Annotated in this window: 10 protein-coding genes and 1 tRNA gene; 6 read left to right on the top strand and 5 right to left on the bottom strand. The window is 72.3% G+C overall.

All coding sequences use genetic code 11. The annotated features are described in order from the left end of the window. Positions 1–89: 89 nt before the first annotated feature. A complete protein-coding gene (locus tag ACIBJG_RS33505; RefSeq protein WP_399313390.1) occupies positions 90–1,247 on the bottom strand; it encodes a substrate-binding domain-containing protein in 1,158 nt (385 codons plus the stop codon). Positions 1,248–1,373: 126 nt separating this feature from the next. Here ACIBJG_RS33505 and ACIBJG_RS33500 point away from each other — a divergent pair, with 126 nt between their 5' ends. Further along, positions 1,374–2,144, top strand: a complete 771-nt coding sequence (locus tag ACIBJG_RS33500; RefSeq protein WP_399313388.1) for a sulfite exporter TauE/SafE family protein — start codon at positions 1,374–1,376, stop codon at positions 2,142–2,144. An 80-nt stretch (positions 2,145–2,224) separates the two neighbouring features. Here the strand turns inward: ACIBJG_RS33500 and ACIBJG_RS33495 are convergent, their stop codons facing one another. Next, positions 2,225–3,754: an amino acid permease gene (locus ACIBJG_RS33495; protein ID WP_399313386.1), complete on the bottom strand. Its 1,530-nt coding sequence runs from the start codon at positions 3,752–3,754 to the stop codon at positions 2,225–2,227. Positions 3,755–3,822: 68 nt separating this feature from the next. Further along, on the bottom strand, positions 3,823–4,830 hold the full coding sequence (locus tag ACIBJG_RS33490; protein ID WP_399313384.1) for a hypothetical protein: 1,008 nt from the start codon (positions 4,828–4,830) through the stop codon (positions 3,823–3,825). A 323-nt stretch (positions 4,831–5,153) separates the two neighbouring features. Between ACIBJG_RS33490 and ACIBJG_RS33485 the strand changes: the two genes are divergently transcribed. The 3 genes from ACIBJG_RS33485 to ACIBJG_RS33475 are packed head-to-tail and all read left to right on the top strand — an operon-like array spanning position 5,154 to position 9,254. Beyond that, positions 5,154–6,587 carry an FGGY family carbohydrate kinase gene (locus ACIBJG_RS33485; RefSeq protein WP_399313382.1) on the top strand — a complete coding sequence of 478 codons (1,434 nt, stop codon included), beginning with the start codon at positions 5,154–5,156 and terminating at the stop codon, positions 6,585–6,587. A gap of 19 nt (positions 6,588–6,606) precedes the next feature. Then, the gene (locus tag ACIBJG_RS33480; protein ID WP_399313381.1) at positions 6,607–8,028 is read left to right on the top strand and encodes an NAD(P)/FAD-dependent oxidoreductase; all 1,422 of its coding nucleotides are present in this window, start codon (positions 6,607–6,609) and stop codon (positions 8,026–8,028) included. Then, positions 8,025–9,254, top strand: a complete 1,230-nt coding sequence (locus ACIBJG_RS33475; RefSeq protein WP_399313379.1) for an FAD-dependent oxidoreductase — start codon at positions 8,025–8,027, stop codon at positions 9,252–9,254. Before ACIBJG_RS33480 ends, ACIBJG_RS33475 begins: the two co-directional genes overlap by 4 nt. A 31-nt stretch (positions 9,255–9,285) precedes the next feature. Here ACIBJG_RS33475 and ACIBJG_RS33470 read toward each other — a convergent pair whose 3' ends face one another. Continuing rightward, a complete protein-coding gene (locus ACIBJG_RS33470; RefSeq protein ID WP_399313377.1) occupies positions 9,286–9,660 on the bottom strand; it encodes a hypothetical protein in 375 nt (124 codons plus the stop codon). 107 nt (positions 9,661–9,767) lie between these two features. After that, complete coding sequence (locus ACIBJG_RS33465; protein WP_399313375.1) at positions 9,768–10,298, bottom strand: DUF309 domain-containing protein; 531 nt, start codon at positions 10,296–10,298, stop codon at positions 9,768–9,770. Between the two features lie 109 nt (positions 10,299–10,407). Here ACIBJG_RS33465 and ACIBJG_RS33460 point away from each other — a divergent pair, with 109 nt between their 5' ends. Together ACIBJG_RS33460 and ACIBJG_RS33455 are read left to right on the top strand one after the other, a co-directional pair. After that, complete coding sequence (locus tag ACIBJG_RS33460) at positions 10,408–13,041, top strand: ATP-binding protein (RefSeq protein WP_399313373.1); 2,634 nt, start codon at positions 10,408–10,410, stop codon at positions 13,039–13,041. A gap of 50 nt (positions 13,042–13,091) precedes the next feature. Continuing rightward, positions 13,092–13,165, top strand: a tRNA-Pro gene (locus tag ACIBJG_RS33455). Positions 13,166–13,471 lie beyond the last annotated feature (306 nt).

The raw sequence follows: 13,471 nt of genomic DNA, 5'->3' as shown, positions 1-13,471 counted from the left end.
GGCTCCTGAATGAAGACACGGGGAATCCTGATCGGCTGATCGATAGCGGTCAATAGATCGATCAGAAGAAAAATAAGGCGGTCAAACGCTCAATCCAGTGCGGCGGCGACCACCTGCGCCGATCCGCGGACCTTGAGCGCGGGCAACAGCTCCGTCCTGCGCACCGGACCGGCCGCCCCGGGAGCCCCGGACAGCCGGTGCAGCAGCAGCTCGGCCGCAGCCCGGCCGATGTCCGCCTTGGGCGGTGCCACCGCGGTCAGCGGGGTGCTGCCGAGCGCCGCGACCACATCGTCGTACGCGACCACCGAGCAGTCCCGCGGCACCTGCACCCCGCTCTCCGCCAGGCGTTGCACCAGCATCAACGCGTCCACATCGCCGTGCAGTACGGCAGCGGTCGCGCCCCGCTCACGCAGCAGCGCGGCGAGATCGAGTGGCGCCCCTTCGCCCCGGGGCAGCCCGCTGCCCTCGTACCCCGCCTCGGAGGGGCCGGGCCCGGGCACCGCGTCCGGAGAACTCAGCACCACCGTCCAGTCCTCCACCTCGGGCCTCGCCGCCGCGACGGCGGCGAAGGCGGCCCGTACCGTACGCGCCGTCGGACTGTCGTCGCGGGCGGCCAGCACGATCCTGCGGTGGCCGAGCGACACCAGGTGCTCCACGGCGAGGTGGATCCCGTACCAGTGGTCGGAGCAGACGGAGTCCAGGGCGTGCAGGGCGCTGCCCGGCCGTGGCCGCCGCTCCATCAGCACGGTCGGCACGCCCACGTCCGCCAGCCACCCGTAGTCGAGCTCCTCGGAGAGCGCGTTGCGCCACCTCGGCGCGATCAGGAGACCGCGCGCGCCGTCCGCCAGGGCCCGCTCCACCAGGGGCCGTTCCGCGCCTGCCGACTGCGGAGCGATGTGCAGGGCGATACGGATCCCGGCATCCTCCAGAACGGTCCGGGCGCCGTGCAGGGTCTCGTACAGGTACGAATGCCGCTCCGGTACGACGAGGGCCACGGCGCCCCCGTCGCCGGCGGGATCGACGCCCCGCGGCTCGGGCACGACCGGCGGCCCCGCCGGATCGCGCACCGGCCGGGCCACGCCGTGCCCGCGCCGCAGCCGCCCCGCGCGGGCCAGCTCCTCCACGTCCCGCCGCACCGTGACCACGGAAACGTCCAGTTCGGCCGCGAGCGCGCTGACCTTGACCGGGCCGCGCGACTCCACCACCGCCAGGATTCGCCGACGCCTGAGTTCAACCGGCTCGCGCATGCTGCTGGCCCCCTGTGCGTTGTGCGTTTGAACGCTTCGTGTGAGCGCTTGGAGCGCAGCATAGTCATGCGTCCGTGCGGGCTCGCCCGAGGCCGGACAGCGCAGGGATTACCATCTGTCCCTGGCATGGACACCCTCACTCTCTGGCAACTGGCGGCACTGGCCGCGGCATCCGCACTCGTCGGCTTCTCCAAGACGGCCGTCAGCGGTGCCAACACGATCAGTCTCGCGGTCTTCGCGGCCGTACTTCCCGCCCGCGAGTCCACCGGAGTGCTGCTCCCGATCCTCATCGCCGGCGATGTGCTCGCCGTGCTCACCTACCGGCGCCATGCGCACTGGCCGACCCTGCTCCGGCTCTTCCCCGCCGTCGCCGTGGGCGTGGTGGCAGGAACCCTGTTCATGATGTGGGCCGGCGACGCGGCCGTCCGGACCTCGATCGGCGCGATCCTGGTCCTCATGGCGGGGGTCACGGTCTGGCGGCGCCGCACCGCGAACGCGGGCGAGGAACCGGCGGCCGGCACGGGCCCGCCCACCGCGGCCGAGCGCCTCAAGGCCCGCTCGTACGGTGTGCTCGGCGGGTTCACCACCATGGTCGCCAACGCGGGCGGCCCGGTCATGTCGCTCTATCTGCTCTCCGCGGGGTTCCGCAAGCTCGGCTTCCTCGGCACGTCGGCGTGGTTCTTCCTGATCGTCAACACATCCAAGGTGCCGTTCAGCGTGGGCCTCGGACTGATCGACGCGCAGTCGCTGCTGCTGGACGCCTGCATGCTGCTGTTCGTCCTCCCGGGCGCCTGGATCGGCCGGAAGTGCGTGGACCGGATCAACCAGCAGCTCTTCGAACGCCTGGTCATCGGTGCCACGGTGCTGGGCGGCCTCCAACTCCTGCTGAACGCATAGCGGGGCCCTCCCGGATCGCGGTGATCCGGAAGGGCCGTCGGACGAGGGGGCCGCGTCCGTCGGACGAGGGGGCGCGTCCCTCAGACGATTCCCTCCTCGATCTCCGCCTGCTCGCGCGCGTTTCCGTACGCCGACGGCGTGCCGTACGAGCCACGGGCGACGAACCACCACACGGTGGACAAGGCCAGCACGGCGACCAGGGCTATCGACGCGTAGTTCATCGAGTCGATCGTCACCGGGGACCTCTGCGGCAGCAGGAACAGCACGGTCACGAGAACGACCCACACCACGGCGATCCAGCCGACCGGCTTCGACCAGCGGCCCAGGTGCCACGGCCCCCGCTCGAAGCGGTCACCCGCGCGCAGCTTCAGGAAGATCGGGATGGCGTACGCGGGTGTGATGCCGATGACGTTGATCGCCGTCACGGCACCGTACGCGGTCGCCGAGTACAGCGACGGAAGGGCGAGCACCCCGGCGACGACGACCGACAGCCACACCGCGTTGACCGGTGTCTGCGTGCGGGCGCTCACCTTGCGCCACAGCGAGGAGCCCGGCAGCGCGTTGTCGCGGCTGAAGGCGAAGACCATCCGGCTGGTGGCGGCCACCTCGGCGTTGCCGCAGAACAGTTGCGCGGCGATCACGATCAGCAGCATCGCCGTGGCGCCCGAGGTGCCCAGCGCGTCGATCAGGATCTGGGCCGGCGGTACTCCGGTGGAGCTCTCCTGGGCGCCCGCGTAGTCCTGGATCGCGAACGTCAGCCCGGCGAGCAGCACGAAACCGGCCAGCCACGAGACCCAGATCGAACGGACGATGCCACGGGGCGCCGAGACCGAGGCGTCCGAGGTCTCCTCCGACAGGTGGGCGGAGGCGTCGTAACCGCAGAAGGTGTACTGCGCCAGGAGCAGCCCGATCGCCGCCACGTAGAGCGGGTTCTCCCAGCCCGTGTCATTGACGAACTCGGTGAAGACGAACGACGGCGACTGGTGGTGCGAGGGAACGATCGCGAGTACGGACACGATCACCCCGACACCGACCAGATGCCACCACACGCTGATCGAGTTGAGCACGCTGACCAGCCGGACGCCGAAGAGGTTCAGTACGGCGTGCAGCAGCAGGATGCAGAGGAAGATGATCATCGTCTTGCCCGGGGTGGGTGTGAAACCCCACTGCAGGTTCATCAGCGCACCGGTGAACAGCGCGGCGCCGTAGTCGATACCGGCGATCGCGCCGAGCAGCCCCAGCAGATTCAGCCAGCCGGTGTACCAGCCCCACTTGCGGCCGCCGAGCCGGTCCGCCATGTAGTACAGCGCCCCGGACGTCGGGTACGCGCTCGTGACCTCGGCGAGCGCCATGCCGACGCAGATGACGAAGAGACCGACCCCGGCCCAGCCCCAGAGCATCACGGCCGGGCCGCCGGTGGACATGCCGAAGCCGTACAGGGTCATGCAGCCGGACAGGATCGAGATGACGGAGAAGCTGATGGCGAAGTTGCCGAAGCCGCCCATGCGGCGGGCCAGCACCGGCTGGTAGCCGAGCTCGCGCAGCCGCTGCTCCTCGTCCTTGGGCGGAGTGGCGTCGGCGCCCTTCCGGTTCGAGGTGGATATGGACATGGGGGAGACCTCCGTGAGCGGAAGGGAAACGGTGAAGGACAAAGACCATGGGGAGAGCGGGGACACGGTCAGCCGTGCGGCCCCCGGCCGGGATCGCGGGCGGCGGCGAGGGCGCGGCTGCGGGCCCGCAGGAACACTTCCTCGGCGCCGCCGGGGTCCGTGGGCGTGCGGGTGCGGTACGCCCAGGGCAGTGACGTGAAGTACGGGCCGAGCTCCTGGAACACGGGAGCCGCGTCGGCGAACTGGAGTGCCCCCCACAGCGCGTGGGCCAGATGGTTGAGATCGAGCAGGGTGTGCGTGGCCCGCGCTGTGCGGTGGAACCAGATCTCCAGGGCGCGCAGGGCCTCGCGCTCCGCGTCCTCGGTGACCCAGTGCAGGTCGAGCGCCTTCTCGTGGCCGTTCTCGCGGCGGTAGCGCTCCACCCTCACGTACAGCGGCAGCACATGGAGCGCCGATCCGTCGGGTGCCGAAGACGCCGCCCACTGAACGAAGTTGACCGCCTCGGAGAGAGAGCCGCCGGCCCTGCGCGCATACACGAACTGGAGCATGCGGTGGTAGGCCTCGCGGTTGTACGGATCACGCTTGTCGGCCTCCGCCAGCAGCCCCCACGGCCCGGGGAAGAGCATGGGCCCCGGCGGATGCAACCGGTGCTCCTCCAGGCGCTGGCGCTCGTCCAGCTGGGAGAGGGCCAGCAGGCATACCCAGGGCACCGGGTCCGCGGGCGAGGCGTGGGCGGCCGAACGGCACGCCTCCCAGGCCTCCTGCCAGAGCTCCTGCCCGCTGGGATGGTCCGAGCGGCGGGCGCGGACCGCCCGCTCGACCGCGACCCGCGCCCGCATCACGGCGGCCGCGATACTACGCGGCTCCTCGGCCAGCCAGGCCTGTACCGCGTCCGATCCCGCGGCGACCGCGCCGAGCACCTGGGTCCGCTGGGTCCACAGGGTCCAGTCCGGGGTGCTCTCCAGCAGGTCGCGCATGGAGAGCCAGCGTCCGGTGCGCAAGTCCTGTAACGCGGAGCGCAGTTCGTTGTCGTGGCCGGCCGGGTGGTAGACCGGCCGGAAATCACTGTTGGCCATGGACGTGCTCGGCGCATGGTGGTGTCGGTCTCATCGATCCTCTGGACGTGGGGGGTGAAGCAGCAGTTGAAAAATGAACTGCTGTAAAGCGTCCGGTTGTTGCTCGGCGGTGAGTGTAGAGCCCTCCGTGCCGAACTCCCGAACGAATCGTGGATCTTCTTCAAGTCACCCGTGCAAACAGGAGGTTGAGCTCCTGGGTCGGGTTCCGGACGCACGCCTTGCGGGCGCTTGACGTAGCCGCCGGGCTGCACCACCCTGGGGTCCCGCGACCGAAGATCACGATTCCGTTCAAGCCACAGGGCTTGCGTACCGCTGGAGACCCGATGACAGGCCCGGTACTCGCCGTGGACCAGGGCACCTCCGGAACGAAGGCGCTGGTGATCTGTCCCGAACGGGGCGTGATCGGTTCCGGTTCCGCTCCGGTGCGCCCGCGGTACGGGCCCGGGGGAGCGGTCGAGGCGGACCCCGCCGAGCTCCTCGGCTCGGTCCTCGACGCCGGGGCGCAGGCCCTGGCCGAGGCGGCCGAACCGGTGGTGGCCGTCGGGCTCGCCAACCAGGGCGAGACCGTGCTCGCCTGGGACCCGGACACCGGGGAACCGCTCACCGACGCGATCGTCTGGCAGGACCGCCGGGCCGAGCGGCTCTGCGGCGAACTCGCGGTGCACGAAGAAGAGTTGAAGCACCTCACCGGACTTCCGCTGGACCCGTACTTCGCCGCGCCCAAGATGGCCTGGATTCGCCGGGAAATGACAAGGGAGGGCGTCGTCACCACCAGCGACTCCTGGCTGGTCCACCGGCTCACCGGCGCGTTCGTCACGGACGCGTCGACGGCCGGCCGCACCCAGCTGCTCGATCTCGACGACGTCGACTGGTCGCCCGCCGCCCTGGAGATCTTCGGTCTGGGCGGTGAACGCCTGCCGTCCGTGGTCGACGCCGCAGGGGCGTTCGGTACGACGACCGCGTTCGGCGGCGACCTCCCGCTGACGGGCCTCCTCGTCGACCAGCAGGCCGCCCTGCTGGCGCAGGGAGCCCTGGAACCGGGCACCGCCAAGTGCACCTACGGCACCGGCGCGTTCCTCCTCGCCCAGACCGGCCCCGTACCGCGCCGGGGTTCCACCGGCCTGGTCAGCTGCGTGGCCTGGCGGCTCGGCGGACGGACCAGCTACTGCCTGGACGGACAGGTCTACACGGCCGCCTCCGCCGTCCGCTGGCTCACCGACCTCAACGTGATCTCGGGCGCCGCCGACCTCGACCCCGTCGGCGGCGGCGTCCCCGACTCCGGCGGCGTCACCTTCGTACCGGCGCTCGCCGGCCTTGCCGCCCCCTGGTGGCGCGGCGACCTGCGCGGCTCGCTGACGGGCCTGAGCCTGGACACCACCGCCGGCCACCTCGTGCGGGCGCTGTGCGAGGGCATCGCCGCGCAGGTCGTCGAGCTCGCCGACGCGGTGGCGGCAGATCTGGGTTCGCCGCTGTCCGCGCTCCGCGTCGACGGCGGACTGACCCGCTCCGCACTCCTCATGCAGACCCAGGCCGATCTGCTGCAACGGCCCGTCGAAGTGTCCGCGCTGCCCGATGTCACCGCACTCGGCGCCGGAGCCGTGGCCCGGCTCGGCCTCGATCCCGGGCTCGCCCTCTCCGAGGTCGTCCCCGCCTGGCGGCCGGCCGCCGTGTACGAACCACGGATCGGCCCCGAGGAGGCGGCCGAGCGCCTCGCCGGGTTCCGGGCGGCCGTCGAAACCCTGCTGGAACGGTCATGAGCCCAGGCGGGTTGGCCCGATGACGCCCACCGTCACGACCGCCGGGGACCCGCTGCCCGCGCTGCCCGGCGGAGCCCCGTACGACGTCACCGTCATCGGAGCGGGCGTCGTCGGCACCGCCATCGCACGCGAACTGGCCCGCCACCCCCTGCGAACCGCTCTCGTCGAGGCCTCGGACGACATCGGCGAGGGCACGTCCAAGGCCAACACCGCGATCCTGCATACCGGTTTCGACGCCGTACCCGGCTCGATGGAGGCCCGCCTCGTACGCGAAGGACAGCACAGACTCTCCGCGTACGCCGCGGAAACGGGCATCCCCGTCGAACGCGTCGGCGCCCTCCTCGTCGCCTGGGACGCGGAACAACTCGCCGTGCTGCCCGCCCTGCTGGCCAAGGCCGAAGCCAACGGCTACCACGCGGCCCGACTGCTGGACGCCCATGCGGTCGCCGAGCGGGAACCCCACCTGGGCCCGGGAGCACTCGGCGCGCTGGAGGTCCCCGACGAATCCGTCATCTGCCCCTGGACCACCCCCCTCGCCTTCGCCACCCAGGCCGTCCGTGCGGGGGTCCACCTGCACCTGGACTGCCCGGTCAGCCAAATCGAACCCGGGCACACGGTCCACACCCTGACGACCGGCCGAGGACCGCTGCGCACCCGCTACCTGATCAATGCCGCCGGACTGTACGCCGACGAGATCGACCGCCTGCTCGGCCACGACGTCTTCACCGTCACCCCGCGCCGCGGCCAGCTCATCGTGTTCGACAAGCTCGCCCGCGACCTCGTCCGCCACATCCTGCTCCCCGTCCCCACCGCCGAGGGCAAGGGCGTCCTGGTCGCACCGACGGTCTTCGGCAACGTCCTCCTGGGCCCCACCGCCGAGGAACTCGACGACAAGGCCGCCACCGAATCGACGCGGGACGGCATCGCCCTGCTGAGGGAGAAGGGCCGCAGGATCCTGCCCCGGCTCCTCGACGAGGAGGTGACCGCCGTCTACGCGGGGATGCGGGCGGCCACCGGCCAGGAGGACTACCGCATCCAGGAGTACCCCGGCCTGCGCTACATCGCCGTCGGCGGCATCCGCTCCACCGGGCTGACCGCGTCCATGGCCATCGCGGACCACGTCACCACCCTGCTCGCCCGGACCGGACTCGACCCGGGCACCCCCGCCGAACTGGAACCCCTCACCATGCCGGACCTCGGCGAGGCGAGCCGGCGCCCGTATCTGAGCGCGGACCTCATCGCCCGGGACCCGGCGTACGGCACCCTCGTCTGTCACTGCGAACGCGTCACCGCGGGCGAGATCCGCGACGCACTGGTCTCGACCCTTCCGCCGCGAACCGTGGCGGGCCTGGCCCGCAGGACCCGGGCCGGCAACGGACGCTGCCAGGGCTTCCACTGCGGGGCCGGGCTCCGCGCACTGATCGAGGGGACACGGCCATGACTCGACGCGAACGGACCGTCGACGTGCTGGTCGTCGGAGCGGGACCGGCCGGACTGGGCGCCGCGGCCGAACTCGCCGCATCCGGCGTACGACGCGTCGAGGTCCTGGAACGCGAACAGACCGCCGGCGGCATCCCGCGCCACTGCCACCACGCGGGATTCGGCAGCGGCCGTACGGGCGGTGGGACGAGCGGCCCCGAGTACGCACGCCGGTGCACGGCCGCGGCCACCCGGGCCGGTGCCACCCTGCGCACCGGCATCACCGTCACCGGCTGGGCCGGACCCCACACCCTCGACGCCACAGGACCGGGCGGGCTCGAACGGATCACCGCCCAGGCCGTCGTCCTCGCCACCGGAGCCCGCGAACGCCCGCGCAGCGCCCGGCTCGTCCCCGGCACCCGCCCCGCGGGCGTCTACACCACCGGCGAACTCCAGCAGGCCGTCCACCTCCACCACCAGCACATCGGCACCCGCGCCGTGATCATCGGCGACGAACCGGTCAGCATCGCCGCGGCCGAGACCCTGCGCACCGCCCAAGTCGCGGTCGTCGCCCGGGTCACCGACCGCCCGCCGGCCCTCCCCGCAGCCCTGGGTCCGCGCCACGGAGCCCCGCTCCTCACCCGCACCACCGTCACGGCGCTGACAGGCCGCCCCCGGCTCACCGGGGTCGCGGTGCGCCACCAGGACGGCCGTACGACGACCCTGCCGTGCGACACCGTGGTGTTCACCGGCGACTGGATCCCCGACCACGAACTGGCGCGACGCGGCGACGTGCCTCTGGACCCCGGTACCCGCGGCCCCGCGTACGACGCCGCGTACCGCACCCGCGCCCCCGGGGTATTCGCCGTCGGCAACCTGCTCCACGCCGTCGAGAGCGCCGGCACCGCCGCGGCGGAGGGCCGGGCCCTCGCCGCCCCCGTACGGCACCATCTGGCCACCGGCGCCTGGCCGGCCGGGCTGCCCGCGCTTGCCGTCGCGGCTCCGCTGGCGTGGATCGCACCCAACCTGCTCGGCCCCGACGGGGAGCGGCCGCTGCACGACCGCTTCATCCTGCGCACCGTCCGGCAACTGACGGCCCCGGTGCTCGTGGCCCGTCAGGACGGGCGGGAGCTTTACCGCCGGAGGCTGCTGCGGCCCGCCCGGCCGGGCCGCCCCCTCCACCTGCCCGCGGGCTGGCTGGAGCGGGCCGATCCGCACGGCGGCACCGTGCGCGTCTCGGTCGGCTGACCGGGTCCGCGGCGAAACCGGCACGGAGGGCTCAGGGGATCAGCAGCCAGTCCGAACCGATCGCCGCCACCAGCCCGACCCCCAGCAGCCAGCTGCCGAGCCGGGTCCTGCCGTTCCTGCTGAGCTCGATCACGATCCCGCACAGGATCAGCGCGAGCCCGTACACCCCGACCACCAGGACCGAGGACCTGCTCGCGATCCGCAGCCCGAGTACGACCGCCATCGCCGCCATCCCGACCGAGGAGAGGACGATGCGCAGGCGTCTCGCCTGTCGCGGCGTGAGCCGCCGGTCCTCGGCCTCCGCTGTATCCCCGGATGTGGATATCGGTGCGGATATCGGTGCGGTTGTCGGTGTGTCCAAGGCCTGGCTCTGGTCCTGGTCCTGGTCCTGGTCAGAAGTGCTCATGACGCCGGATGGTAATGGTTTCGCGCGGCACTGTTCACCGCTCTCGGTCAAGGGGAGGGAAAGTAACGGGAGTCAGGCGCCATGCGACGGGTCCGGCGCCCGCGCCTTCAGCCGTCCGCCCCAAGCCGCGGTGCCTCGGCGGCCGCGTCGACGGCCGGAGCACCCGCCTCCTCCACCCGCGCCGCCAGGTCCAGGGCCCAGCCGGTCAGCGCGCCGATGGCGATCCCGTGCACCGTGACGACCGAGGCATCGGCGAAGGCCTCCGCCGAACCGCCGGACGCGGCGAACTCCGTCAGCGCCGCCGCCCCGCGTCGCAGCAGCCGTGCCCCGCCCGTCGCGTTCCCCCGAGCCGCGTGGGTCAGCCCGACGGCCAGCTGGGCCAGGCCGCGCCACAACTCCCGTTCCGCGTCGGGGCCCGACTTCCACGCGTCCTCGAAGACCTCGTGCGCGTGGAACGGCATTCCCGCGTTCAGCAGCCGCTGCGCCTCCCGTACGGTCTCCTCGGGGGCGCGGACCACCCCCTCGGGCTGCCGCTCCACCCCCGGCGTGCCGTACGGCAGAGGGCGTCCAAGCCCGTCCCGGGGGCGCGCATTGTGCGCCCGGCCCTCGGTGTTCCGGTCCCTGCGAGTCTCGTCCACCCCTCGATTGTGCCTCGCACCTGCGACGAACTGCCTGAACCCCTGTCGGTGGGCCCCCGCGCACGACTAGTCTCGACTGTCACCGAAACGACTTTGAGGGAGGGTAGGCATGAAGCCGTCCCGGCCGCTGTACGAGCGAGAACCGGAACTCGCCGCCGCCGCACAGGCCGTTGACGCACTGTGCGGCGCGCAGGCGACCGGCGGGCTGCTGGTCTTCAGCGGCGAAGCAGGCATCGGCAAGACAGCGCTACTGGCCGAGATCCAGGCCATGGCGGCCGACCGGTGCACCGTCTGGTCCGCCAGGGGCGGCGAGACGGTCACCTCGGTGCCGTTCCACGTCGTACGCCAACTGCTCCAGCCCGCGCTGGACCAGTTCCCCGCCGACGACGTCAAGGCCCTGTTCGGGTCCTGGTACGAGATCGCGGCCCCGGCCCTCGGCCTCTCCGAGCCGACCGGCCCGCAGCCGGACCCGCAGGGTGTGCGCGACGGCCTCGACTGGGTCGTCTCCCGGCTCGCCTCCCGGCTGAGCCACCGCCCGCTGCTGCTCATCATCGACGACGCGCACTGGGCGGACGGCGAATCGCTCGCCTGGCTCGCCTCGTTCACCGCCCGGCTCGGCGAAGTGAAGGTCCTGGTCGTCCAGGCGCACCGCCCCGAGGAGCTCGCGGCCCGTGAGGCCCAGCGCACCACAGCCGGCAGCCATCCGGCGCAGGTCCGGGTCGCCCTGCGCGCGCTCACCCCCGACGCCACGGCCGAACTGGTCCGGGCCACCCTCGGGGAGCACGCCGACGACCCGTTCTGCCGCGAGGCATGGGCCGTCACCGGCGGCAACCCCTACGAGGCGGTCGAGCTCGTCGCCAAGGTCCAGGACAGCGAACTGCCCCCGCTGGAGGAGTCGGCCGGACTGCTGCGGGAACTCGGCGCGTCCGCCCGGGGCAGTGGCCTCGTCACCCGGCTCGAACGGCTCGGCACCAACGCCAACCGGTTCGCCTGGGCCGCCGCCGTCCTCGGCACGGACATCTCCCAGGACCTCGCCGCCACGCTGGCCGGGATGAGCGCCGCCGAAGCGGCGGACTGCACGGCCCGGCTGCGCGAGGCCCGTATCGTCAGCGGTTTCGATCCGCTGGAGTTCGTACACCCCCTGATCGCCACCGCCGTCTACCGCTCCATTCCGCCGGCCACCCGCACCGCGATGCACGGCAGGGCCGCCTGGGCCATCACCCGGGCCGGACTCGGCCCGGCCGCCGCCTCCCGCCACCTGCTCGAAGTCCACCCCGACGACGACCAGGAGCTGGTCGAGCAGTTGCGGGCGGCCTCCAACCAGCACCTCGCGGTCGGCGCCCCCGAGGCCGCCCGCCGCTGCCTGGAGCGAGCCCTCCAGGAACCCCCGCGCCACGACGTGCGGGCCACGCTGCTCTACGAACTGGGCTGCGCCACCCTCCTCAGCTCGCCGCCCACCACCGTGCAACACCTGCGGGCCGCCCTCGACATGCCGGGCCTCGCCGACGATCTGCGGGTCGACGCCACGTTCCGGCTCGCCGCCGCGCTGTCGCACAACAACCAGCTGAAGGAGGCGGCGCTCGCCCTCGCGGCCGAGGCCGGGCGCACGGCGCCGGGCCCGGGCCTGATGCGGCTGCAGGCCGCCCACTTCCTCTGGGAGGGCATGCAGGCCACCGAGGAGGACGGCCCCGGCCGCTCCCGCCGGCTCGCCGCCAACGCCGACCACCTCACCGGCCGGGACAACGCCGAACGGGCGCTGCTCACGCTGCGCGCCTTCGACGCGATGCTGCGCGGCGAGAACGCCCAGCTGATCGTGGACCTCTGCGAACGCGCCCTGGTCAACGGCCACCCCGCCCGCGGCCTCGGCTGGACCGACACCGAATGGGGCTTCGAGCTCCCGACCCTGCTCGGCATCACCTACGCCTTCACCGACCAACTCGACCGCGCCGAGGAACTCTTCGGTGAGGCCGTGCGCGCCTTCGAGATCTCCGGCTGGAGCGGCGCCCACCTGGCCTTCGCCCACACGCTCCTGGGGCTGGTCCACCGTCGTCGCGGCCGCCTGGCCGAGGCCGAGGGTTTCCTGCGTGAGGGACTCCGCCTCGCCGACCGCGTGGGCAGCGGACTGCCGGTCCACTGGGACGCCGCCTGTCTGCTCATCGACACGCTGCTCGCCCGGGGCCGTGTCACCGAGGCACGCAAGATCGCGGACCGGTACGACTTCGGCCCGCCTTATCCCAGCGCCATGGTTCTGCCCGACGCCCCGTGCGTCCGCGGTCGCCTGCTGCTCGCCGAAGGCCGTACGAAGGAAGCGGTCACGGAGCTGGAGGCGGCCGGCCAGTCCCTCGAACCGCGCGGCAGGTTCAACGGCGTCTGGGGCCCCTGGGCCGGTGACCTGGCCCGCGCCCTGGCCGACGACGACCCGGGCCGCGCCGCCCGGATCGCCAATTCCTCCAGGGTGCACGCCGAGCGGTTCGGCACGGACACGGCGATCGGCGAGGCACTGCGCTGCGTCGCCCTCTTCGCCCGCCCGGACGAGGCCGCCCAGCTCCTGGGCGAGGCGGTCCGCCACCTGGAGGCATCGCCGTCCGGCTACGAGCTCGCGCTCGCCCTGTTCGACCACGGCGTTGCCACCCGGTCGCCGCGCGAGCTCGCCCGGGCGCACAAGCTGGCCACGGCCTGCGGTGCCGAAGGGCTGGCAACCCGCGCCCAGCAGGCACGGGCGTCGATCCGGTCCACGGAGTGAGGTAATGTTTGTCCTGCGCAGCCGCCCGGCAGGACCGGGGGACTGGTCAGCGGGACGTGGCGCAGCTTGGTAGCGCACTTGACTGGGGGTCAAGGGGTCGCAGGTTCAAATCCTGTCGTCCCGACTCGCGAGAGTCGTAGATCGAGGGCCGGTCTCGGAGAAATCCGAGACCGGCCCTCGGCGGTTCCCGGGGACACCCTCGGCCCCGTCGACGATTCGCCCCCGCAGGTGGGCGGCGGTGAGCGTTTCCCACCTCACGTGATGCGGCGGGCTGAGCAGGCGAGGCCTGCGCCGAGAATTCCGAACAGAGATTCCCCGCCACCTCCCGCAGTTCGGCTGCTTTGCAAGGCTGCGGTAATAGGCTTTGGGTCGATTGCGCTCATGCCCGCTCCTGATGGGGAAATGGATGAGGAACTGTCAACTGTCGATC

This window comes from Streptomyces sp. NPDC050422, assembly GCF_044458665.1.
Classification (GTDB): domain Bacteria; phylum Actinomycetota; class Actinomycetes; order Streptomycetales; family Streptomycetaceae; genus Streptomyces.
Note: the sequence above shows the minus strand (reverse complement) of the source record. Positions and strands in the feature narration are given on the sequence as shown.

Bases quoted from the DNA above. Each gene is read 5' to 3' on its own strand.
- ACIBJG_RS33475 (WP_399313379.1), top strand. From the start codon at position 8,025: ATGACTCGACGCGAACGGACCGTCGACGTGCTGGTCGTCGGAGCGGGA.
- ACIBJG_RS33490 (WP_399313384.1), bottom strand. From the start codon at position 4,830: ATGGCCAACAGTGATTTCCGGCCGGTCTACCACCCGGCCGGCCACGAC.
- ACIBJG_RS33495 (WP_399313386.1), bottom strand. From the start codon at position 3,754: ATGTCCATATCCACCTCGAACCGGAAGGGCGCCGACGCCACTCCGCCC.
- ACIBJG_RS33480 (WP_399313381.1), top strand. From the start codon at position 6,607: ATGACGCCCACCGTCACGACCGCCGGGGACCCGCTGCCCGCGCTGCCC.
- ACIBJG_RS33485 (WP_399313382.1), top strand. From the start codon at position 5,154: ATGACAGGCCCGGTACTCGCCGTGGACCAGGGCACCTCCGGAACGAAG.
- ACIBJG_RS33505 (WP_399313390.1), bottom strand. From the start codon at position 1,247: ATGCGCGAGCCGGTTGAACTCAGGCGTCGGCGAATCCTGGCGGTGGTG.
- ACIBJG_RS33470 (WP_399313377.1), bottom strand. From the start codon at position 9,660: ATGAGCACTTCTGACCAGGACCAGGACCAGGACCAGAGCCAGGCCTTG.
- ACIBJG_RS33500 (WP_399313388.1), top strand. From the start codon at position 1,374: ATGGACACCCTCACTCTCTGGCAACTGGCGGCACTGGCCGCGGCATCC.
- ACIBJG_RS33460 (WP_399313373.1), top strand. From the start codon at position 10,408: ATGAAGCCGTCCCGGCCGCTGTACGAGCGAGAACCGGAACTCGCCGCC.